This is a genomic window from Saccharopolyspora gregorii (assembly GCF_024734405.1).
Taxonomy (GTDB): Bacteria; Actinomycetota; Actinomycetes; order Mycobacteriales; family Pseudonocardiaceae; genus Saccharopolyspora_C; species Saccharopolyspora_C gregorii.
The window spans coordinates 6,131,436-6,152,580 of record NZ_CP059556.1 but is presented as its reverse complement, the minus strand read 5'-3'; the positions used below and the strand labels follow the sequence as shown (position 1 = coordinate 6,152,580).

Here is a 21,145-nt window from a genome sequence, read left to right as displayed (position 1 = left end):
CCGGTACTGGGGGACGAGATGGGCATTTCAGGGGAGATCGCGGGCAAGCCGGGCGGCGCGGCGCTCGCCGAGCAGGTGCGGAAGCTGGAAGACAGCCGACCCGAGTCGATCACCGAGATCGCGCGCCGCTGGCGCGAGGCGAGCGGCACCACCGGGAACGCCGCCGGGGACGTGACCAACGCCGTCACCGGGCTCGACGGGGCCTGGCAGGGCGCTTCCGCGGACGCGTTCGTCGGCTACATGGGGCAGGTGCGCGGCGGCTTCGACCAGGCCGGGTCGGCGCTGGAGAGCTCGGCGGGCGCGCTGGACCGGGCGGCGGAGGCGGTGCGCACCGCGAAGGACGCGGTGAACGGCATCGGCGAACGCGCCCTGGCCGACGCGAAGCAGGCCGAGGACACCTACCGCCAGGCGGAGCTGGCGCACCCGAACGACCCGGCCGCCCTGGAGCTGGCCCGCCGGGTGCGCGACGACGCGATCACCCGCGCGATGGAGTCGCACGCCGACGACGCCCGGGGCAAGGTCGACGAGGCGAACGCGGCGCTGAACGGGGCGCTGTCCGAGCTCACCGGCTCCGCCGAGGGCATGGCGGACGTGTTCACGAAGATCCCGAAGGCGGGCGAGCAGGGCTTCACGCCCGCGCCGGGACGCGACACCGAGTGGGAGTTCCAGGAGCCCGCCGGTCCGGCGAGCACCGACCAGGCCGGCGCCACCGGCCCGGGCGGGGACTCCGCCGCGGGGCTGGGCGGGTCCGGCGCGTCGAGCGGGTCGGGTGGGCCCGGCGGTTCCGCGGGGGGCTCGGACGGTTCCAGCGGTTCCGGCGGTTCCGGCGGCTCCGGTGGTTCCGGCGACCTCGGCTCCAGCGGTGGCCCGCCCAGCAGCGGCCCGCCGCCCGGGAACGTGGACCAGTGGATCCGGGAGGCCATCGAGATCCTGCAGGCCAACGGCATCCCGGTCACCGAGGCGGACATCGAGAAGATCTGGACGATCATCCAGAAGGAGTCCGGCGGCGATCCGCACGCCATCAACGACTGGGACTCCAACGCCGCCAAGGGCACCCCGTCGAAGGGCCTGATGCAGTGCATCGACCCGACGTTCCAGGCGCACAAGCTCCCCGGCCACGATGACATCTACGACCCGGTGGACAACATCATCGCCGGGGTCCGCTACACCTTCGACCGCTACGGCGGTTTCGAGGGCCACCCGGGCCTGAAGTCGATGGCCGGTGGCGGCGGCTACCAGGGCTACTGAGCAGCGGGGCGCGTGGCAGGGTGTGGGCATGTTCGAGCCCAGCGCCCTGTCCGTCGCCCAGCGGGCGAACGTGCCGCCGTTCCAGGTCATGGAAGTGCTCTCCGCCGCCAACGCCCGCCAGCGGGTGCGCGGGGACGTGGTGTCGCTCGCCGCGGGCCAGCCGTCCAGCCCGGCTCCGGCGGCGGTCCGCGAGGCGGCGGCCGAGGCGCTGCGGCGGCATCCGCTCGGCTACACCGAACAGCTGGGGCTGCCGCAGCTGCGCGAGGCCATCGCCGGGCACTGCGCCCGCACCTACGGGCTGCCCGCCGACCCGGCGGAGGTGGTGGCGACCACCGGTGCCTCCGGTGCGTTCCTGCTGGCGTTCCTCAGCGCCTTCGACCCGGGTGACCGGGTGGCGCTGGCGCGGCCGGGCTACCCGGCCTACCGGAACATTCTGGCCGCGCTGGGCTGCGAGGTCGTGGAGCTGCCGTGCGACGAGAGCACCCGGTTCCAGCCGACGACGGCGATGCTGGAGGCGCTCGACGAGCCGGTGCGCGGCCTGATCGTGGCGTCCCCGGCGAACCCGACGGGCACCGTGCTCACCGGGGACGAGCTGGCGGAGCTGGCGTCCTGGTGCGATCGGCGGGGCGTGCAGCTGATCAGCGACGAGATCTACCACGGCATCGAGTACGGGGAGCGGCTGCACTCGGCGCGCGAGTTCTCCACCGAGGCGATCGTGGTGAACTCGTTCTCGAAGCTGTGGTGCATGACGGGCTGGCGGCTCGGCTGGATGCTGGTGCCGCCGCGGCTGCGGCGCGCCGTCGACTCGCTGACCGGCAACTTCACCCTGTGCCCGCCCGCGGTGTCGCAGCACGGCGCGGTCGCCGCGTTCGGCGCGGAGGTCTACGCGGAGGTCGGCGAGCACGTCCGCCGGTACGAGACGAACCGGGAGCTGCTGCTGACCGGGCTGGCGGAGCTGGGCATCAAGCGGGTCGCGCCCGCCGACGGCGCGTTCTACGCGTACGCCGACATCGGCGAGCTCACCGACGACTCCTCGGCCTGGTGCCACCGGTTGCTGGAGGAGACCGGCGTGGCGGTGGTGCCGGGCGTGGACTTCGACCCGGAGCGCGGCGGCCGGTTCGTGCGGATGTCCTACGCCGGGGCGACCGAGGACATCGCGGAGGCCGTCGCCCGCCTCGCCACCTGGCTGCGCTGAAGCGGCCCGGCTTCGCCCGGAAGTCCTCCTACCGGTGTCGCGGATCGTGGCCGTGCGCGAGCTCGGCGGCCGATCGGCCTCGGGGTGGTCCCGGGGTTCTCCCGGATTCCGAGGGCGAACCGGGGCCCCGGCGGCCGGAGCTCTGGCAGTCTGGGGTGGAGTTCTGCTGAACGGGGTGGTCCGGATGGTGTGGAAGGTGATCGGCGGCCTGCTGCTGCTCTGGCTGGTGGTCAGCGTCGCGGGGATCGTGCTGAAGGGTCTGTTCTGGCTGGCCGTGCTCGGCGGCGTGCTGTTCGTCGCCACCGCGGTGATCGGCTACGCGTCGGACCGGAAGAAGCTGGGGGAGACGAAGCGGCTCGGCTCCCGCTGAGCCGCCGGCGGCGGGGCCCGGCCCCGCCGCCTCCCGCGCTCACCCGGCCGCGACCGGTTCCGGTGCCGGACCGCCGCGCCTGCCGAGTTCGTCGGTGGGCACGCGGTGCGTCTCCCGCGCGGTGAGCACCGCGACGATATTGCAGGCGCAGAGCGCGGCGATGAACGCGGACACCGCGAACCAGCCGTCCCGCCCGGGCCCGACGGCCTCGGCGATGCTGGGCGAGAACCCGGCGACGGCGAACCCGATCTGGGTGCCGACGGCCATCCCGGACAGCCGCACCTTCGGCGGGAACATCTCGGCGTAGAACGCGGGCCAGACCCCGTTCGGGGCGCTGTAGGCGATGCCGAACAGCAGGATCCCGGTCAGGAAGATCAGCGAGTACCGCCCGGTGGAGATCGACCACAGGTAGCCGAACATGAGCACCGCGCAGGCCGCGGTCCCGCCGATGAACACGGGTTTGCGCCCGATCCGGTCGGACAGCAGCGCGCACAGCGGGATCGCCGCCAGCGCCACCACGTTCGCCAGCACCCCGACCCACAGCATCGGGCTGCGCTCCAGGCCGACGGTGTTCACCGCGTAGCTCAGGGCGTGCACGGTGAAGATGGTGCTCACGGCCGCGACGGTGGAGGCCACCACCACGCGCAGCACGTCGGCCCGGTGCTCGCGGAACAGCGCGGCGATCGGCGGCTCGCGGTCCTCCTTGGCGGATTCCCGCTGGAACACGGGTGTTTCGTCGAGGGTGCGCCGGATGACGAGGGCGACGATGACGACGACGCCGCTGAGCCAGAACGGCACCCGCCAGCCCCAGGTGAGCAGCTGCTCCTGCGGCATCGCGGCGATCGGCAGGAAGACCGCGGTGGCGAGGATCTGCCCGGCTTGGGTGCCGCTGAGCGTGAAGCTGGTGAAGTAGCCGCGGCGGTGCTCCGGCGCGTGTTCGAGGGTCATGGAGCTGGCGCCGGACTGCTCCCCGGCTGCGGAGAACCCCTGCAGCAGCCGGAGCGCGACGAGCGTGATCGGTGCGGCGACGCCGATCTGCCCGTAGGTGGGCAGGCAGCCGACGCCGACGGTGGCGAGCCCCATCAGCAGCACGGTGAGCACCAGCACCCGCTTGCGCCCGAACCGGTCGCCGACGTGGCCGAGCACGAACGCGCCGACCGGCCGCGCCAGGTAGCCGACGCCGAACGAGGCGAGCGCGAGCAGCGTGCCGGTGGCGGGCGAGGAGGCCGGGAAGAAGATCTTGTTGAACACCAGCGCCGCGGCGGTGCCGTAGATGAAGAAGTCGTAGTACTCCAGCGCGCTGCCGATCCAGGCCGCCCACGCGGCTTTGCGGTGTTCGCCCGGCGTCGCGGGCGTGCGGGTCTCGGTCACCGAGTAGCTCCTGACGGTCCTTGCTCCGTTGCTCGGAACAGCGAGAAGCAGTTATGTACCACCTGGTTAGTCCGCAACTGTGCGGTGGCGGCACACCCGTGTCAAGGCTCGATCGCGTCCCGGTGCCCGGCCCGCGAGGCGGTCCGCGTCCGCAGGCGCCCCGCTCGGCAGGATCCTGGCGGCAGGGTCCGGGCGCCGAGGTCCGGGCGGGCGGCAGGCGCCTCAGCCGGCTTCGGGAGCCGCGGTCAGGTAGCTGACGACCAGGTCGCCGACCATCCGGCGGTAGTGCTCCCGGCGGTCCGCCGCCAGCATGTCCCGGCCGAAGATCGCCTGGAAGGTGTGCCGGTTCGCGGTGCGGAACACGCAGAACGAGCTGATCGCCAGGTGCACGTCCAGCGCGTCCACGTCCGCCCGGAACAGCCCCGCCGCGCGGCCGCGCTCCAGGATCCCGGTCAGCACCTCCAGCGCGGGCGTGCCCAGCCCGGGCAGCTCCGCGGACTTCGCCAGGTGCCTGCCGTGGTCGATGTTCTCGATGGACACCAGCCGGATGAACGCCGGATGCGACTCGTGGTGGTCGAAGGTCGATTCGGCGACCCGGCGGATCGCGGCCACCGGGTCCAGGTCGGCCACGTCGAGGCCCTGCTCCACGCCGCGGATCGCGGCGTAGGCGCGCTCCAGAGCGGCGATGTAGAGCTGCTCCTTGCCGCCGAAGTAGTAGTAGATCATCCGCTTGGTGGTGCTGGTGCGGGCGGCGATCTCGTCGACCCTGGCTCCGGCGTAGCCCTTGTCGGCGAACTCGGCGAGCGCCACGTCGAGCAGTTCCGCGCGGGTGCGCTCGGCGTCGCGCTGGCGCGGTTCGTCCGCCGGCCGGGCGCCGCCTGGTTCGGGCGCGGGGGGCGGTGGTGCCACCACGGGAGCTCCCCTCGTCGTCTCGTGGGCGCGGTCGCCGGAGCCGGGCTCCGCCGGTTCCGGCTGGTCAGCCGCCGGTCCGGGCCGCTCGATCACGCCCAGCCTAATCCGCGGTCCTTGGCCGCGGTGCGCCACCGGGCTACTGTGTACTAGCTAGTTCGTTCATTGCGCTGCGGGCCGCGGCCCGCGGGACGGAGGTGGCTGCCATCGGCGACGACGGATACCTCACCGGACTGGTCGGTGCGGGCATCGGCCCCTCCCTCAGCCCGGCCCTGCACGAGCGGGAAGCCGCCGAGCTCGGGCTGCGCTGCCTGTACCGGCGGCTCGACCTGGACCGGATCGGGCCGCCCGCCACCGCCGTCGGCGAGCTGCTGCGCGCGGCCCGGCTCACCGGGTTCACCGGCCTCAACATCACCCACCCGGCGAAGCAGCTGGTCCTCGGCCACCTCGACGAGCTATCCCCGGACGCGGCGGCCCTCGGGGCGGTGAACACCGTCGTGTTCACCGCGGACGGCGCCGTCGGGCACAACACCGACTGGTCCGGGTTCGCCCGCAGCTTCGGCCGCGGCCTGCCGGACGTGCCGGTGGACCGGGTCGTGCTGCTCGGGGCGGGCGGGGCCGGGGCCGCCGTGGCGCACGGGCTGCTCACCCTCGGCACCGGCTCGCTGCACGTGCTCGACCTGGACGAGGCCCGGGCCGCCGAGCTCGCCGCCGCGCTGCGCGGCCGGTTCGGCCCGGACCGCGCGAGCTCCGGCGGCTTCGACCCCGCCGCCGCGCTCACCGGCGCCGACGGGCTGGTGCACGCCACGCCGGTCGGCATGGCCGCCCACCCCGGGCTGCCGGTGCCCGCCGACGTGCTGCACCCCGGGCTGTGGGTCGCCGACGTGGTGTACCGGCCGCTGGAGACCGAGCTCGTCCGCACCGCCCGCGCCCGCGGCTGCCGCGTCCTCGACGGCGGCGGCATGGCCGTGTTCCAGGCCGCCGACGCGTTCCGGCTGTTCACCGGGCGGGAACCCGACCCGGAGCGGATGCTGCGCCACTTCGAGACCCTCGTGACCGAACCCGGAGGCCCCCGTGTCCACGCCGCCCGTTGAACGCGCCCGCTCCATCGCCACGGTCTGCCTGTCCGGGTCGCTGGAGGACAAGCTCACCGCCGCGTCCGCGGCCGGCTTCGACGGGGTGGAGATCTTCGAGAACGACCTGATCGCCTCCGCCGCCACCCCGGAGCGGATCCGCGCGCAGTGCGCCGACCTCGGCCTGGCCATCGACCTGTACCAGCCGTTCCGCGACTTCGAAGCGGTCCCGCGCGACGTGCTGCGCGCCAACCTGCGCCGCGCCGAGCACAAGTTCGACCTGATGGCGCGCCTCGGCGCAGACCTGGCGCTGGTGTGCTCCTCGGTGTCCCCGGAGGCCGTGGACGACGACGACCTGGCCGCCGAGCAGCTGCACGACCTCGCCGAGCTCGCCGCCGGGCGCGGCATCCGGATTTGCTACGAAGCGCTCGCCTGGGGCCGGTTCGTGGACACCTACGAGCGGGCCTGGCGGATCGTGCGCCGCGCCGACCACCCCGCGCTGGGCGTGTGCCTGGACAGCTTCCACATCCTGTCCCGCGGCGGCGACCCCACCACGATCCGCACCATCCCCGCCGAGAAGCTGTTCTTCCTGCAGCTGGCCGACGCCCCGCGGATGAACATGGACCTGCTGCAGTGGAGCAGGCACCACCGGCTGTTCCCCGGCCAGGGCGAGTTCGACCTGGCGGGCTTCCTCGGCGCGGTGCTCGCCGCAGGCTACGCGGGGCCGCTGTCCCTGGAGGTCTTCAACGACGTGTTCCGGCAGGCCGATCCGGGCCCGGCCGCGGTGGACGCGATGCGCTCGCTGCTGGCGCTGGAGGAGGCCGCGGTACCGGCGGGGCCCGTCGTCGGCGGCCGGAGCCTGCCCGAACCGCCCGAGCTGGCCGGACCGGCGTTCGTGGAGCTCGGCGCCGACGCCGGCGCGGGCGAGCGGCTGGGCTCGACGCTGGCCGCGCTCGGCTTCCGGCCGGCCGGGCGGCACCGCTCCAAACCGGTGCGCCTCTGGGAGCAGGGGGACGCGCGGATCCTGGTGAACACCGGGCCGGACCGCCCCGAGCACCGCGGCGGCGGGGCGCTCGCCGCGATCGGCGTGCACAGCGCCGACCCGCGCGCCGCCACCCGCCGCGCCGAAGGGCTGCTCGCGCCGGTGCTGCCGCGCTCCGCCCGGCCCGACGAGGCGGACCTGTCCTCGGTGGCCGCACCGGACGGCACCGCCCTGTTCTTCTGCCGCACCGGTGCGGACCGGGACGCGAGCTGGCTCGGCGACTTCGACCCCGAGCCGGGCGGCACCGCGGGCGCGGGCGTCACCGGCATCGACCACGTCGCGATGACCCAGCCGTTCGACCACTTCGACGAGGCGATCCTGTTCTACCGCTCGGTGCTGGGCCTCGACCCGGAGCCGCCGGTGGAGTTCGCCGCCCCGTTCGGGCTGGTGCGCAGCAGGCTGGTGCTGGACCCGGGCGGGACGGTGCGGCTGGCGCTGGACTCGGCGGTGCTGCGCCGCGGCTCGTGGGCGCCCGCCGTGCCGAACCCGCAGCACGTGGCGCTGAGCACCGACGACGTGTTCGCCACCGCGCGCGCGGTGCGGGAGCTGGGCGCGCCGGTGGTGGCGATCCCGGACAACTACTACGACGACCTGGACGCCCGGCTGGAGCTGGACCCGGGGCTCGCGGCGCGGCTGCGGGAGTGCTCGGTGCTCTACGACCGGGACGCGCGCGGCGAGTACCTGCACTTCTCGGTGGCGGTGCCGGGCTCGCGGGTGTTCTTCGAGGTGGTGCAGCGGGTCGGCGGCTACCGCGGCCGCGGTGAGCACAACACTCCGGTCCGGATGGCCGCCCACCGCAGGCGCAGGCTGGCCACCGGGAGCTGATCCCGGGTCAGCCCGCCTGCGGGATCCCGGTCGGCCGGTCCGCGCCGCCGCTGCGGGAGATCCGGTGCAGCACCTCCTGGACGTCCCGCTCGCCCACGTCCCGGTGCGTCACGAACCGCACGTTCCCGTCCATCGGCACCGCGAGCACCCCGATCTCCCGCAGCCGGTCCAGGGTGAGCCGCACGTCCGGCACCGCGGCCAGCACGATGTTGGTCTGCGGGGCGGTGACGTCCCAGCCGAGCTCGGTGAGCCCGTCGGCGAGCAGCGCCGCGTGCCGGTGGTCCGCCGCCAGGTCCGCGATCCGGTCCAGCGCGACCAGCCCGGCCGCCGCGAGCACCCCGCCCTGCCGGACGCCGCCGCCGAGCATCTTGCGCACCCGCCGCGCCTCGGCGACGAAGTCGCTGGTCCCGGCCACCACCGATCCGACGGGGGCGCCGAGCCCCTTGCTCAGGCAGGCCTGCACCGTGTCGACCCCGACGGTCAGCGCGGCGGGCGGCAACCCGAGTGCGGTGGCGGCGTTCCAGATCCGCGCGCCGTCCAGGTGCACGTGCAGCCCGCGGTCGCGGGCGGCCGCGGCGAGCTGGGCGTGCTCGTGCGGCGGGATGACCGCGCCGCCCGCCGCGTTGTGCGTGTTCTCCAGGCACAGCAGCGTGGTGTGCAGCGCGTCGTAGCGCCGGTCGCCGCTCGCGTGCGCACGTACCGAGTCGGCGGTGGGCCGCCCCGGGCCGGCATCCCACTCCAGCGGTTCCGGCATGCCCCCGGCGAGCCACGCGGCGGAGCCCAGCTCGTGGTGCAGCACGTGGGCGCCGCGCGGCGCGAGGAACCGGTCCCCGCGGCGCAGGTGCACCGACAGCGCGATCAGGTTGCCCATCGTGCCGCTGGGCACCCACAGCGCGGCGGCGGTGCCGAGCAGCTGCGCGGCCCGCTCCTCCAGCGCGCGCATGGTCGGGTCGTGGTCGAGCACGTCGTCGCCGACTTCGGCGTCGGCCATCGCCGCGGCCATCCGCTCGTCGGGGCGCGTGACCGTGTCGGAACGCAGGTCGATGGGGGCCGTTCGGGTCACGAACCGATCACACCACATCAGCGGGGGGTCGAGGCAACTGGTCGGCGGATTCCGATCGGCCCGCTCGGGGCCGTGGCGCCGCGCATCCGGGTGATCGCAGCGGGTGCCCGCGCGGCTGACCTGCGCGGCCCGGAACTCCACCGGTGGCGGCTCGGCCGGGCGGTCCGCCTTCACTAAGGTTCTGCACGCGCACCGCTCGTTTTCGCGGCGGCGTGCAACCACAGGTGCCGGGCGCACCGTCCCAGCAGTGCAAGCACGGACGAGCGGAGAGTTCCGCGTGGACCAGCGCGAGGAGCAGGAGTTCGCGGAGTATTTCGCGGCTCGGCGGGAGGCGGTTCGTCGGATGGCGTACATGATGTGCGGTGACTGGCACCGCGCGGACGACCTGGCCCAGACCGCGTTCATCTCCTTGCACCGGCATTGGCGCAAGGTGCGGGACAAGGGCGCGCTGGACGCGTACGTCCGCCGCACGCTCAGCCGCGCCGTGATCGACGAGTCCCGGCGGCCGTGGCGCCGCGAGAAGTTCACCGACGTGCTCCCGGACCGGCCCACCGGCGGCTCGGTCGAAGACGGCATCGCGACCCGGCAGACGCTGGTCGCCGGGCTGCGCCAGGTGCCGCCGAAGCAGCGGGCCGTGCTGGTGCTCCGATTCCTGGAGGGGCTCGACGTCGCCGGGGTCGCCGAGGTGATGAAGTGCAGCGAAGGCACCGTGAAGAGCCAGTCGGCCCGTGGGCTGGAGGCGCTGCGCGAGGCCTTGGGCGGCCAGCTCGACGATCTTCGATCGACGTCGTGAGGAGGTGCGGCAAGTGAACGAGACCGAGCTGGAACAGCTCTTCCGCAACGCGGCCCGCGACGCGCCCGAGGCGTCGTTCGACGAGCAGGACGTGCTGCGCGGGTCCCGCCGGGTGACGGCGCGCCGCCGCACGGCGTTCGCCGGTGGCTCGCTGGTCGCGGCGGCCGTGCTGGTCGGCGGGGTCGGCGTGGGCACCGGGTTCTTCGGCCAGTCCGGGGAACCGGTGGCGCAGGCCCCGGCCGAGCCGACGCAGGCGCCGATGGCGCTGCCGCAGGAGCCCGCGACGCCGCGCTCCGGCCCGATCACCTTGGGCGACCCGAAGGCGGGCGCCGAGTGCGGCGCACCGGATTCGGCGTTGGCCGCGGCGCTGGCCGAGCAGCTGCCGGAGGCGGGGAGCACCCGGCCGACGGGTGCCGACGGTTCCTGCCCGATCGGGTCGCGGACCGCCGCGGTCCCGGTCCGGGAGGGCGCGGTGTCGGGGAAGGTGGCGCTGCTGCTGAGCCCGTCCGGCGCGAAACCCGCGGCCGCGGAGGGCCGGGCGCCGCACACCGAGGTGGTGGAGGTGCCGACGCGCAGCGGCCGGACGTTGACGGTGCTCAGCGAGCCGATGGGCGCGCCGACGGCGCCGTTCGCCGACCGCCTCGACGGCATCGCGGCGGACCTGGCGCCCCGCTTCTGACCGGTCAGCCGAGCCTGCGGCGGAGGGTTCGGCGGGCCGCGCGGCGCGGCTCGGGGTCGCTCTCGATGAGCGCGTTCACCACGGTCCCGTCGACGAGCGCGATGAGCTCGTCCAGCTGCTCGCGGTCGACGGGCCTGCCGCTGCGGGCGAGGATCTCGCCGAGCAGGTCCTTCAGCTCCCCGGTGAGCTCCCGCATCAGCGGCGCCAGGTACGGCCGCCGCGGCGAGCCGACGAGCCGTTCGTAGCGCAGCAGCACCGGCTCGGTGCCGCCGATCCGGGATCCGGCGCCCAGCAGCAGGTCCAGCACCAGTTCCACGACGTCCTCGGTGGTGCGGAGCTCGTCGGCGAGCCCGTCGAGCCGGGCGCGGCCCGCGGTGAGCTCCGCGCGGCCCTCGTGCTCGACGGCGGCGGCGACGAGGTCGTCGAGCGAGGTGAAGTAGTAGGTGGTGGACGCGAGCGGCAGCCCGGCGCGTTCCGCCACGGCGCGGTGCCGCACCGCTTCGAGCCCGCCTTCGGCGAGCAGTTCCGCCGCCGCCGCGACGAGTGCGTGGCGGCGGCGTTCGCCCTTGGGGGTGGCGGCTGTCATGGCGCCCGATCCTAGGAGTCAGTGCGATCCGACGAGGTTCAGCCCGATCACCCCGGCGACGATGAGCACCAGCGACACGATCTTGAGCGCGGACACGGCGTCGCCGAGCCACACCATGCCGATCACGGCGGTGAGCGCGGCGCCGATGCCGGTCCACACCGCGTAGGCGGGGCCTGCGGGCAGCGTGCGCATGGCCCAGGCGAGGCCGCTGAAGCTGATCGCGGCCAGCACCAGGAACGACACGCTGGGCCACAGCTTGCTGAAGCCGTCGGAGAGCTTCAGCGAGATCGCCCAGCCCGCCTCGAACACGCCGGAGATCATCAGCACGATCCACGCCATCACTACCTCCAGTTTTCGGTACGACCGTACCAGAATTGAGGATGCCCGCACCGACCGCGCCCTCGACCGCTTTTCCGCCCGCGCCGACCTGCCCGGTCCTGGTGCCCGGGGCCGGGAAGTATCCTGGCCAGCCGTGACGGTCAAGCCCCACCTCCCGAACGTGCTCGCCCACCGCTACGCCTCGCCGGAGCTGGTCGAGCTGTGGTCCCCGCAGCACAAGATCGTGCTGGAACGGCAGCTGTGGCTGGCCGTGCTGCGCGCCCAGGCCGACCTCGGCGTCGACGTGCCCGCGGGCGCGGTCGCCGACTACGAGCGGGTCGTCGACCAGGTCGACCTGGACTCCATCGCCGAGCGCGAACGCCAGACCCGGCACGACGTGAAGGCCCGCATCGAGGAGTTCAACGCCCTCGCCGGGCACGAGCACGTGCACAAGGGCATGACCTCCCGCGACCTCACCGAGAACGTGGAGCAGCTGCAGGTCCGCCGCAGCCTGGAGCACGTGCGCGACCGCGTGGTCGCCGTGCTGGCCCGGCTGGCGCGGCTGGCCGCCGAGCACGGCGAGCTGGTCGTGGCGGGCCGGTCGCACAACGTGGCGGCGCAGGCCACCACGCTCGGCAAGCGGTTCGCGACGGCCGCCGACGAGCTGCTCGTCGCGTTCGGCCGGGTCGAGGACCTGCTGGCCCGCTACCCGCTGCGCGGCATCAAGGGCCCGGTCGGCACCTCGCAGGACATGCTGGACCTGCTCGGCGACGCCGGGAAGCTCGCCGACCTCGAAGGCCGCATCGCCGAGCACCTCGGGTTCGGGAAGGTGCTCACCAGCGTCGGCCAGGTGTACCCGCGCTCGCTGGACTTCGAGGTGCTCACCGCGCTGTCCCAGCTGGCCGCGGCGCCGTCCTCGGTGGCGAAGACGATCCGGCTGATGGCGGGCCACGAGCTCGTCACCGAGGGCTTCCAGCCCGGCCAGGTCGGCTCCAGCGCCATGCCGCACAAGATGAACACCCGCTCCTGCGAACGGGTCAACGGCCTGTCCGTGCTGCTGCGCGGTTACGCGTCGATGGGCGGCGAGCTGGCCGGGGACCAGTGGAACGAGGGCGACGTGTCCTGCTCGGTGGTGCGCCGCATCGCGCTGCCGGACGCGTTCTTCGCGTTCGACGGGCTGCTGGAGACGTTCCTGACGGTGCTCGACGAGTTCGGCGCCTACCCGGCCGTGGTGGCCCGCGAGCTGGACCGCTACCTGCCGTTCCTGGCGACGACGAAGGTGCTGATGGCCGCGGTGCGCGCCGGCGTCGGCCGGGAGACCGCGCACGAGGCGATCAAGGAGAACGCGGTCGCCGTGGCGCTGGCCATGCGGGAGCAGGGGATCGAGCGCAACGACCTGCTGGACCGGCTCGCCGCGGACGAGCGGCTGCCGCTGGACAAGGCGGCGCTGGAGGAGCTGCTCGCCGACCGGCTGTCCTTCACCGGCGCGGCCTCCGCCCAGGTCGCGGCCGTCGTCGCCGCGGTGGACGAGGTCGTCGCCCGCTACCCCGAGGCGGCCCGGTACACCCCGTCCCCCATCCTCTGATCCCGCAGGTGGACGGCCCGTTCGCCCAGCCGACCCGGGCGAACGGGCCGTGCACCGGAGCCTCCGGAGGGCCGCTCGGCCGGGCGGCGGTCGGCGTGGGGGAGAATCGCCGCGTGGTCGCACTCTCGGCATACCCGCTGATCGCCGCGGGCAAGGTTCGCCAGCTGCACGCCGTGGACGACGAGCACCTGCTGATGGTCGCGTCGGACCGCATCTCGGCCTACGACCACGTGCTCGACACCCCCATCCCGGACAAGGGCCGGGTGCTGACGGCGATGAGCGTGTTCTGGTTCGACCTGCTCGCCGAGCTGGTGCCGAACCACGTCGTCGCGCACGACGACCCGCGCATCCCCGCCGAGGTGCGCGGCCGCGCGCTGCTGGTGCGCAGGCTGGAGATGCTGCCGGTGGAGTGCGTGGCCCGCGGTTACCTCACCGGTTCCGGCCTCGTCGACTACCGGGCGACCGGCGCGGTGTGCGGCGTCGAGCTGCCGGACGGGCTGACCGAGGCGTCCCGGCTGCCCGAGCCGATCTTCACCCCGGCCACGAAGGCGGAGCTCGGCTCGCACGACGAGAACGTCAGCTTCGACGCCGTGGCCGCCGAGGTGGGCCGGGAGCGCGCCGAGCAGCTGCGGGAGCTGACGCTGCGGGTGTACGCGCGGGCCGCCGAGCACGCGGAGAGCCGCGGCGTGGTCCTCGCCGACACCAAGTTCGAGTTCGGCCTCGACGCCGACGGCATCGTGCTGGGCGACGAGGTGCTCACCCCCGACTCCTCCCGGTTCTGGCCGGCCGACGGCTACGAGCCGGGCCGGGTGCAGCCGTCGTTCGACAAGCAGTACGTGCGGAACTGGCTGACCTCGCCGGAGTCCGGTTGGGACCGGGCCTCCGACGTGCCGCCGCCGTCGCTGCCGGACGAGGTGGTGGCCGCGACCCGCGACCGCTACGTCGAGGCCTACGAGCGCATCACCGGCCGCGACCTCGCCGACTGGCCCTCACCCGCCTGATCCCGGGCCCGCCTGCCGCTGGTTCGCCGATCGGCCGATCGACCCGTTGATCACCCGATCCGTCGACCGCCGGTTCGCCGACCCCCGGTCTGCGGACGCCCGGCTCGACGACCTCCGGGTTTGCGAACGCCCGGCCTGCGGGCCTCCGGTCCGCGGACGCCGACTCGCGGACATCCGGCCCGCTTGATCGCCCGGGCGACGTTCGCCCGATCTGCGCCGTTCGGTCACCCGGCGGTCAGGGCCGGGACACCCGGGTGCGGCCCAATGGTGAGCCGTGGGCTTTCCGCTGGTCGTCTCCCTGTCGGGGCTCGGAGACCGGGCGCTGGAGCACTGCGCCGGGTTCGCCGCCGAGCTGGATCTGCGCCGCGTCCCGCTGACGCTGCTGGTGGCGCCGCGCCCGAACGGCACCGCGCCACCGGGGCCGGACCGGCCCGCGGTGAGCTGGGTGCGGGAGCGGCGCCGCCTCGGGGCCGCGGTGGCGCTGCACGGCTTCGACCACGCCCCGCACGCGCAGCGGCTGCTGCCGCGGGTGGCGTCGTCCGGTCCGACGGCCGCGGTCCGCGGTGCCGAGTTCGCCGCGCTCCCCGCGCACGAGGCCGGGCTGCGGCTGCACGCCGCGGCCGCCGCCCTGGACCGGCTGGGCCTGCGCACCGAACTGTTCGTGCCGCCGCGCTGGTTGTCCTCGCCGGGCACGATGACGGCGCTGCGCAGGCGAGACTTCGCGGTGTGCGCCGACGCGCTGGGCGTGCACGAGCTGCGCACCGGACGGGTGCACCGCGCCCGGGTGCACGCGCTCGGGCCGGGCACCCGGGTGGAGCACTGGTGGTGCCGGGCGCTGGTGCTGGGCGTGAGCCGGGCGGCCCGGCGCGGCCGGCCGGTGCGGCTCGCGGTGGACGCCGCCGACCTGGCGCGGTCCGGTTCGCGGCAGGCCGTGCTGGACGCGGTCGACCTCGCGCTGCACCGCGGCGCGGAGCCCGCGACCTACGCCGTGTTCGCCGCCACCGCCGTCCCCCGCCGGCGCGTGCCGCTGCCCGCCGCGGTCCGCAACCTCGATCCACTCTCCAGCTGAGCACCCCAGGTGAACGGCCCACCAGCCCCACCGCACTGGTCGAACGGCCCACTCACCTGGTCCCGTTCGGGTGAACGTGCTTTCACCTCGGGCTCAGGGTGAGCTCATCCGCGGCCGCGAAGCTCGATCTCGTCCAGGAGGAAAGCGACCGGGAGGACGAGGACGGATGCGGATCAGGAAGCCGAGCAGGGCGGTGCTGGCCACCGCGGCGATCGTGGGCGTGCTGGGAGTCGGCGGCGCGGGTGTCGCGCTCGCGGGCGCGGGTACCGGCGCGGTGCCGGAGAACCCGGCCGCCGGAGCACCCGCGAGGTGGGACGACGACGGGCCCTGGGACGACGACCGCTGGGAACGGGACGACCGCGACGACCGCTTCGACGACGGGCCGTGGGACGACGCGGACGATCGGGCGGAAGCCGAAGCCGAGGCGCGCCTGCGGGCCGGCGGGCCTGCGCCGCTGCCGCCGGGCGCGGCCGAGCGGCACGACGACCGGTTCGACGACGACCGGTTCGACGATCAGGATGACCGGGACGACCGGGACGACCGGGACGACCGGGACGACCGCTTCGACGACGACCACGACGACCACGACGACCACCACGACGACTGATCCACCAGCGGCCGCGGCGGCGTCCTACACGGAGGTCGCCGCGGCCCGGTCCAGCACGGCCACGTCGGTGTCCTGCGGCGCGAGCTGCTCGAACATCCGGTGGTGCATCGCGGGCGAGGCCAGCACCGCCTCGTGGATGGGCACCGCGACCCGCGGCGCGACGGCGCGCAGGAAGTCCACGGCCTCGGAGAGCTTCAGCCACGGCGCCCCGGTGGGCAGTCCCAGCACGTCGATCCGCTGCTCGGGCACGTGGAAGGAGTCGCCGGGGTGGTAGAAGGCGCCGTGGTCGACGACGAGCCCGACGTTGTCGATCACCGGGATGTCCGGGTGGATCACGGCGTGCTGCCCGCCGACGACGTTCACGGCGGCCCCGCCGAGTTCGAACGCGTCCCCGGGCCGGGCCGCTTCGGCCTGGAAGCCCTGGCCGGTGACGATGTCCACGGTGGCCGGGTCGGTGATGAGCCGCGCGCCGGGGTTGGCCCCGAGCAGCCCGGGGAGCCGTTCGGCGTCGAGGTGGTCGAAGTGCTGGTGGGTGATGAGCACCGCGTCGAGGTCCCGCAGCTCCTCGAACCCCTGGGAGAACGCGCCGGGATCGATGAGCAGCCGCGCCTGCCCGGTGTCCACCAGCACGCACGCGTGTCCGAAGTGTGTGATCTTCATCGGCTCGCCCTCCCCGGACGCATCGGTGTCGACCTCCAGCTTCCCAGAGCGGGGCGCGAGGTCGTTTTCGGTGCGGCCGGGCGTTCGGTCCGGTTCACCGGGGAAGTGGCCGGGAAACGGGTCGCGGAATTCGAGTTCTCCCATTCGGGTGAGACCAGGAACGCATCGCGGAACTGACGTGTCCGGGGCTTCCCGTTGCGCCGCTGATCGGGGGGTGTGCGGCGCAACGGGAAGCGTTCCGGGGATTCCGCTGGGGGGTGGCGGAATCCCCGCCGCCCCGCGTCGCGCGAACGCGCGCCTGCGGTGGCGGTTCCACCCGGCCTGTTCGGGATCTGCGGCCGGGGAGCTGGGGTTTCGTCGGTGTTCGGGGTGCGCGGTGCGGTCCGCGCGGTGCTCGTCGTGGCCCGCCTTCCGGTGTTGCCATGAGGAAGACGTGCGAAGTCCGGTGAACGTTCCGCGAATGCGGCGGAAAGTGCCGGAGGACACAGCTTGAAAATGCGTTCTGCGCAATGCTGCTGAATTCGGCTGAGCAGCACTGCGCGGAAAGTGGGAGTGGATTCGCGTGACCTTCCCGCCCGGGTGAATCGTGACGGTTCGGTCGCGGAGCGTGGTCGGATGTGGTCCACGGCGCTTCGGTGCACCTGTCTGCGAGGGTGAACCCGCAGCTCAGTTACCCTTTGCAGGTACTGCTGGACATCCATCCCTGTCCTGCACGGGGCAGGAGGATCTGCACGAATCCGGGAGCATCGCCCGTGGCCCGAGTCGTCGTCGACGTCATGCCCAAGCAGGAGATTCTCGACCCGCAGGGTCAGGCGGTGGCCGCTGCGCTGCCCCGGCTCGGCTTCGAGGGCATCTCCGAAGTCCGCCAGGGGAAGCGGTTCGAGCTGGAGGTCGCCGACGACGTCGACGACGCCACGCTCGCCCAGATCGCCGAAACGCTGCTGGCCAACCCCGTGATCGAGGACTTCGTCGTCCGCAGGGTGGAAGCATGAGCGATTTCGGGCCCACTTCAGTCCTGCGTAACCGCACCTCAGGGGAACGTGACGCAAGCCGGCCACGAGGAACCACGGAACGCGAGGTTCAGCCGGGCGCAACCACCAGTGTGAATCGCGGAGAGGCGGTACCGGAATGAGCCCGAAGATCGGCGTCATCACCTTCCCCGGCACCCTCGACGACGTGGACGCGCAGCGCGCGGTCCGCAAGGCGGGTGCCGAGGCGGTGCCGCTGTGGCACGCCGACGCGGACCTGCGCGGCGTGGACGCGGTGGTCGTGCCGGGCGGGTTCTCCTACGGGGACTACCTGCGCTGCGGCGCGATCGCGAAGTTCGCCCCGGTGATGGGCGAGGTGGTGCGCGCCGCCGGGCAGGGGATGCCGGTGCTGGGCATCTGCAACGGCTTCCAGATCCTGTGCGAGGCCGGGCTGCTGCCGGGTGCGCTGACCCGCAACTCGGGTCTGCACTTCGTGTGCCGCGACCAGTGGCTGAAGGTCGAGAACAACTCCTCCGCGTGGACGTCCCGCTACGACGCGGGCGCCGAGCTGCTGATCCCGCTGAAGTCCGGTGAGGGCGCCTACATGGCGGACCAGGCCGTGCTGGACGAGCTGGAGGGCGAGGGCCGGGTGCTGTTCCGGTACCTGGAGGACGACCCGAACGGTTCGCTGCGCGGCATCGCGGGCATCACCGACGCGCGCGGCCGGGTCGCGGGCCTGATGCCGCACCCGGAGCACGCGATCGACCCGCTGACCGGGCCCACCGATGACGGCCTCGGCATGTTCCTGTCCGCTCTCGACGTACTGGTGGCAGCGTGAGCAACAACGAGCACGACGCGACGGCCGCCGCGGTGGCCGCGGTCGCCGACGGCCCGGAGGCGGATCCGGTGGAGTCCCGGCCGGAGCTGGACACGGTGGGCATCGCGAAGTCCTCGCCGGACCTGGCGCAGCCGTACCGCGAGCTGGGCCTGAAGGACGACGAGTACGAGCGGATCAAGGAGATCCTGGGCCGCCGCCCCACCGACGCCGAACTGGCGATGTACTCGGTGATGTGGAGCGAGCACTGCTCGTACAAGTCCTCGAAGGTGCACCTGAAGTACTTCGGCGAGACCACGACGCCGGAGATGCGGGAGAAGATGCTCGCCGGCATCGGCGAGAACGCGGGCGTGGTGGACATCGGCGACGGCTGGGCGGTCACGTTCAAGCTGGAGTCGCACAACCACCCGTCGTACGTGGAGCCGTACCAGGGCGCGGCCACGGGTGTCGGCGGCATCGTCCGCGACATCATGGCGATGGGCGCCCGGCCGGTCGCGGTGGCGGACCCGCTGCGCTTCGGCCCGGCGGACGCGCCGGACACCCGCCGGGTGCTGCCGGGCGTGGTGGCCGGGGTCGGCGGCTACGGGAACTGCCTGGGGCTGCCGAACATCGGCGGCGAGGTCGTGTTCGACGAGTCCTACGCGGGCAACCCGCTGGTGAACGCGATGTGCGTCGGCGTGATGAAGACCGAGGACCTGCACCTCGCGCACGCCTCCGGCACCGGCAACAAGATCATCCTGTTCGGCGCCCGCACGGGCCTGGACGGCATCGGTGGTGTCTCGGTGCTGGCGTCGGAGACCTTCGACGACGCCGAGGGCGGCACGGGCCGCAAAAAGCTGCCGAGCGTGCAGGTCGGCGACCCGTTCACCGAGAAGGTGCTGATCGAGTGCTGCCTGGACCTGTACCACTCGGGTCTGGTCGTGGGCATCCAGGACCTGGGCGGCGCCGGCCTGTCCTGCGCGACCTCGGAGCTGGCCTCGGCCGGTGACGGCGGGATGCGCGTGGACCTGGACCGGGTGCCGCTGCGCGCCTCGGGCATGAACCCGGCGGAGGTGCTCTCCAGCGAGTCCCAGGAGCGCATGTGCGCCGTCGTCGAACCGTCCCGCGTGGACGAGTTCATGGCGGTGTGCGCGAAGTGGGACGTGCTCGCGACGGTGATCGGCGAGGTCACCGACGGCGAGAACCTGGAGATCTACTGGCATGACGAGCTGGTCGTGGACGTGCCGCCGCGCACCGTCGCCCACCAGGGCCCGGTGTACGAGCGGCCGGTGCAGCGCCCCGGTGAGCAGGACCTGATCGCCGCGGACAACGCGAACACCCTCGCCCGCCCGTCCACCCCGGACGAGCTGCGGGAGACGCTGCTGACGATGGCGGCGTCGCCGAACCTGTGCTCCCGCGAGTGGGTCACCAGCCAGTACGACCGCTACGTGCGGGGCAACACGGTGCTGGCCCAGCCCTCGGACGGCGGCGTGCTGCGCATCGACGAGGAGACGGGCCGCGGCATCGCCGTCGCCACCGACTGCAACGCCCGCTACACGCGGCTGGACCCGTACGCGGGTGCGCAGCTGGCGCTGGCCGAGGCGTACCGCAACGTGGCCACCACGGGGGCGACCCCGATGGCGGTGACGAACTGCCTGAACTTCGGTTCGCCGGAGGACCCGGGCGTGATGTGGCAGTTCCAGCAGGCGGTGCAGGGGCTGGCGGACGGCTGCGCGGAGCTGGGCATCCCGGTGACGGGCGGCAACGTCAGCTTCTACAACCAGACCGGCAGCCAGCCGATCCTGCCGACGCCGGTGGTCGGCGTGCTCGGCACGATCGACGACGTCACCCGCCGCATCCCCACCGGCATCGGTGGCGAGGAGGGCGAGACGCTGCTGCTGCTCGGGGACACCCGCGAGGAGTTCGGCGGTTCGGAGTGGGCGCGCGTCGCCCACGACCACCTCGGCGGCACCCCGCCGAAGGTGGACCTGGCCCGGGAGAAGCTGCTGGCCGACGTGCTGCTGGCCGGTTCCCGCGACGGCATGATCTCCGCCGCGCACGACCTGTCCGAGGGCGGGCTGGCGCAGGCGCTGGTCGAGACGGCGCTGGTCGGCGAGTGCGGTGCCCGCGTGGTGCTGCCGGAGGGCGTGGACCCGTTCGTCGCGCTGTTCTCCGAGTCGGCGGGCCGCGTGCTGGTGGCGGTGCCGCGCAGCGAGGAGCTGCGGTTCACCGAGATGTGCGCGGCGCGCGAGCTGCCGTGCTCGAAGGTCGGCGTCGCCGACGCGGGCACGTCGAGCCTGGACATCCAGGACATCGCCGAGATCCCGCTCGCGGAGCTCCGCGAGGCGTGGGAGGGCACCCTCCCGGCGCTCTTCGGCTGACGTTCCACCCCGAACGGCCCGCCACCCCGACCAGGGGCGGCGGGCCGTTCCGCGTCGTGGGCGCGGCTCGTCCGCTCGGTCGGGCCGGTCGAACGGGCCGCCGGACGATCAGCGGTCGTAGCGGCCGGAGCCGATCGCGGCGAGGAACGCCGCCCAGCGGGCGGAGTCGATGCGGAGGGTCCCGCCCTCGCGGTCCTTCGTGTCCCGCACGCCCGCGATCCCCGGCGCCCCGCCGACTTCCACGCAGGTCTGCGTCGCGGAGGTCCGCGTGCTGGTGCGCCATCCCTTGAGCGGCTCGGAAGTCACGTTCCCCTGCCTTCCCAATCGCGTGCGTAGGTCGCCAGCAACTCGGCCGATTCCACCGCGCTGAGCGCTGCCGCGAGAACGGTACTCCGGAGCGCGTCGTAAGCGGAAACATCTTCAGGTTCGTCCAGGAAGGCGCTGGCGCTGTGGTGCTCGACGTGGACGATCGACGGCGCCTTCGCTCACCCCTACCGCACGGCTCGTTGCCGCGGGGCCACGCAGCACCCGCCCGAGGTGGCTTCGTGGAACGACTCGTCGGCGAACGCCCGCTTGATCACCCCGAGC

General features: G+C 73.7%; 22 protein-coding genes. 14 read left to right on the top strand and 8 right to left on the bottom strand.

All coding sequences use genetic code 11. From position 1 onward, the window contains the following. Positions 1-18 precede the first annotated feature (18 nt). The 3 genes from H1226_RS27155 (at position 19) to H1226_RS27145 (ending at position 2,813) form a co-directional block, all read left to right on the top strand. Entirely contained in the window at positions 19-1,248 is a 1,230-nt protein-coding gene (locus H1226_RS27155; RefSeq protein WP_258344177.1) for a transglycosylase SLT domain-containing protein, read from the top strand. 28 nt (positions 1,249-1,276) lie between these two features. Further along, a complete protein-coding gene (locus tag H1226_RS27150; protein ID WP_258344175.1) occupies positions 1,277-2,443 on the top strand; it encodes a pyridoxal phosphate-dependent aminotransferase in 1,167 nt (388 codons plus the stop codon). Positions 2,444-2,627: 184 nt separating this feature from the next. Further along, complete coding sequence (locus H1226_RS27145) at positions 2,628-2,813, top strand: hypothetical protein (protein WP_258344174.1); 186 nt, start codon at positions 2,628-2,630, stop codon at positions 2,811-2,813. Positions 2,814-2,852: 39 nt separating this feature from the next. Here H1226_RS27145 and H1226_RS27140 read toward each other — a convergent pair whose 3' ends face one another. Together H1226_RS27140 and H1226_RS27135 are read right to left on the bottom strand one after the other, a co-directional pair. Beyond that, positions 2,853-4,184, bottom strand: a complete 1,332-nt coding sequence (locus H1226_RS27140; protein ID WP_224968022.1) for an MFS transporter — start codon at positions 4,182-4,184, stop codon at positions 2,853-2,855. 222 nt (positions 4,185-4,406) lie between these two features. Further along, the gene (locus tag H1226_RS27135) at positions 4,407-5,093 is read right to left on the bottom strand and encodes a TetR/AcrR family transcriptional regulator (RefSeq protein ID WP_224958055.1); all 687 of its coding nucleotides are present in this window, start codon (positions 5,091-5,093) and stop codon (positions 4,407-4,409) included. Between the two features lie 197 nt (positions 5,094-5,290). On the opposite strand from H1226_RS27135, the gene H1226_RS27130 reads away from it, so the two are divergent. Together H1226_RS27130 and H1226_RS27125 are read left to right on the top strand one after the other, a co-directional pair. Continuing rightward, the gene (locus tag H1226_RS27130; protein ID WP_224958054.1) at positions 5,291-6,187 is read left to right on the top strand and encodes a shikimate dehydrogenase; all 897 of its coding nucleotides are present in this window, start codon (positions 5,291-5,293) and stop codon (positions 6,185-6,187) included. Further along, positions 6,168-8,033: a bifunctional sugar phosphate isomerase/epimerase/4-hydroxyphenylpyruvate dioxygenase family protein gene (locus H1226_RS27125; protein ID WP_258344172.1), complete on the top strand. Its 1,866-nt coding sequence runs from the start codon at positions 6,168-6,170 to the stop codon at positions 8,031-8,033. Before H1226_RS27130 ends, H1226_RS27125 begins: the two co-directional genes overlap by 20 nt. A 7-nt stretch (positions 8,034-8,040) precedes the next feature. On the opposite strand, the gene H1226_RS27120 is transcribed toward H1226_RS27125, so the two are convergent. Next, on the bottom strand, positions 8,041-9,096 hold the full coding sequence (locus H1226_RS27120; protein WP_224958052.1) for a threonine aldolase family protein: 1,056 nt from the start codon (positions 9,094-9,096) through the stop codon (positions 8,041-8,043). A gap of 277 nt (positions 9,097-9,373) precedes the next feature. On the opposite strand from H1226_RS27120, the gene H1226_RS27115 reads away from it, so the two are divergent. Continuing rightward, complete coding sequence (locus H1226_RS27115) at positions 9,374-9,889, top strand: SigE family RNA polymerase sigma factor (protein WP_224958051.1); 516 nt, start codon at positions 9,374-9,376, stop codon at positions 9,887-9,889. 13 nt (positions 9,890-9,902) lie between these two features. Continuing rightward, the gene (locus H1226_RS27110; RefSeq protein ID WP_258344169.1) at positions 9,903-10,568 is read left to right on the top strand and encodes a hypothetical protein; all 666 of its coding nucleotides are present in this window, start codon (positions 9,903-9,905) and stop codon (positions 10,566-10,568) included. 4 nt (positions 10,569-10,572) lie between these two features. Here H1226_RS27110 and H1226_RS27105 read toward each other — a convergent pair whose 3' ends face one another. Continuing rightward, positions 10,573-11,154 (bottom strand): TetR/AcrR family transcriptional regulator, encoded by a 582-nt coding sequence (locus H1226_RS27105; protein WP_258344167.1) that lies wholly within the window; start codon positions 11,152-11,154, stop codon positions 10,573-10,575. Between the two features lie 18 nt (positions 11,155-11,172). Continuing rightward, the gene (locus H1226_RS27100) at positions 11,173-11,493 is read right to left on the bottom strand and encodes a DMT family transporter (RefSeq protein WP_258344166.1); all 321 of its coding nucleotides are present in this window, start codon (positions 11,491-11,493) and stop codon (positions 11,173-11,175) included. 133 nt (positions 11,494-11,626) lie between these two features. Here H1226_RS27100 and purB point away from each other — a divergent pair, with 133 nt between their 5' ends. The 4 genes from purB (at position 11,627) to H1226_RS27080 (ending at position 15,734) form a co-directional block, all read left to right on the top strand. Continuing rightward, positions 11,627-13,057 carry an adenylosuccinate lyase gene (gene purB / locus H1226_RS27095; RefSeq protein ID WP_258344164.1) on the top strand — a complete coding sequence of 477 codons (1,431 nt, stop codon included), beginning with the start codon at positions 11,627-11,629 and terminating at the stop codon, positions 13,055-13,057. A gap of 113 nt (positions 13,058-13,170) precedes the next feature. Further along, the gene (locus H1226_RS27090) at positions 13,171-14,058 is read left to right on the top strand and encodes a phosphoribosylaminoimidazolesuccinocarboxamide synthase (RefSeq protein WP_224958040.1); all 888 of its coding nucleotides are present in this window, start codon (positions 13,171-13,173) and stop codon (positions 14,056-14,058) included. 274 nt (positions 14,059-14,332) lie between these two features. Beyond that, entirely contained in the window at positions 14,333-15,127 is a 795-nt protein-coding gene (locus tag H1226_RS27085) for a DUF2334 domain-containing protein (RefSeq protein WP_258344161.1), read from the top strand. 166 nt (positions 15,128-15,293) lie between these two features. Further along, complete coding sequence (locus H1226_RS27080) at positions 15,294-15,734, top strand: ATPase (protein ID WP_258344151.1); 441 nt, start codon at positions 15,294-15,296, stop codon at positions 15,732-15,734. A 24-nt stretch (positions 15,735-15,758) separates the two neighbouring features. Here H1226_RS27080 and H1226_RS27075 read toward each other — a convergent pair whose 3' ends face one another. Continuing rightward, positions 15,759-16,394, bottom strand: coding sequence for an MBL fold metallo-hydrolase (locus tag H1226_RS27075; RefSeq protein WP_258344150.1), 636 nt, complete (start codon positions 16,392-16,394; stop codon positions 15,759-15,761). 752 nt (positions 16,395-17,146) lie between these two features. Between H1226_RS27075 and purS the strand changes: the two genes are divergently transcribed. From purS to purL, 3 genes are all read left to right on the top strand, one after another. Beyond that, positions 17,147-17,386 carry a phosphoribosylformylglycinamidine synthase subunit PurS gene (gene purS, locus H1226_RS27070; RefSeq protein WP_258344148.1) on the top strand — a complete coding sequence of 80 codons (240 nt, stop codon included), beginning with the start codon at positions 17,147-17,149 and terminating at the stop codon, positions 17,384-17,386. A gap of 136 nt (positions 17,387-17,522) precedes the next feature. Beyond that, positions 17,523-18,200 (top strand): phosphoribosylformylglycinamidine synthase subunit PurQ, encoded by a 678-nt coding sequence (purQ, locus tag H1226_RS27065; protein ID WP_224968034.1) that lies wholly within the window; start codon positions 17,523-17,525, stop codon positions 18,198-18,200. A 68-nt stretch (positions 18,201-18,268) separates the two neighbouring features. After that, positions 18,269-20,557, top strand: a complete 2,289-nt coding sequence (purL, locus tag H1226_RS27060; protein ID WP_258349512.1) for a phosphoribosylformylglycinamidine synthase subunit PurL — start codon at positions 18,269-18,271, stop codon at positions 20,555-20,557. Between the two features lie 108 nt (positions 20,558-20,665). Here purL and H1226_RS27055 read toward each other — a convergent pair whose 3' ends face one another. Beyond that, positions 20,666-20,863 carry a DUF397 domain-containing protein gene (locus tag H1226_RS27055; protein ID WP_258344145.1) on the bottom strand — a complete coding sequence of 66 codons (198 nt, stop codon included), beginning with the start codon at positions 20,861-20,863 and terminating at the stop codon, positions 20,666-20,668. Further along, on the bottom strand, positions 20,860-21,027 hold the full coding sequence (locus tag H1226_RS28400) for a Scr1 family TA system antitoxin-like transcriptional regulator (protein WP_373690094.1): 168 nt from the start codon (positions 21,025-21,027) through the stop codon (positions 20,860-20,862). The genes H1226_RS27055 and H1226_RS28400 overlap by 4 nt, the downstream gene beginning before the upstream one ends. Between the last annotated feature and the right edge of the window lie 118 nt (positions 21,028-21,145).

Bases quoted from the DNA above. Each gene is read 5' to 3' on its own strand.
- H1226_RS27105 (WP_258344167.1), bottom strand. From the start codon at position 11,154: ATGACAGCCGCCACCCCCAAGGGCGAACGCCGCCGCCACGCACTCGTC.
- H1226_RS27155 (WP_258344177.1), top strand. From the start codon at position 19: ATGGGCATTTCAGGGGAGATCGCGGGCAAGCCGGGCGGCGCGGCGCTC.
- H1226_RS27150 (WP_258344175.1), top strand. From the start codon at position 1,277: ATGTTCGAGCCCAGCGCCCTGTCCGTCGCCCAGCGGGCGAACGTGCCG.
- H1226_RS27075 (WP_258344150.1), bottom strand. From the start codon at position 16,394: ATGAAGATCACACACTTCGGACACGCGTGCGTGCTGGTGGACACCGGG.
- H1226_RS27100 (WP_258344166.1), bottom strand. From the start codon at position 11,493: ATGGCGTGGATCGTGCTGATGATCTCCGGCGTGTTCGAGGCGGGCTGG.
- H1226_RS27080 (WP_258344151.1), top strand. From the start codon at position 15,294: ATGCGGATCAGGAAGCCGAGCAGGGCGGTGCTGGCCACCGCGGCGATC.
- H1226_RS27145 (WP_258344174.1), top strand. From the start codon at position 2,628: ATGGTGTGGAAGGTGATCGGCGGCCTGCTGCTGCTCTGGCTGGTGGTC.
- purQ (WP_224968034.1), top strand. From the start codon at position 17,523: ATGAGCCCGAAGATCGGCGTCATCACCTTCCCCGGCACCCTCGACGAC.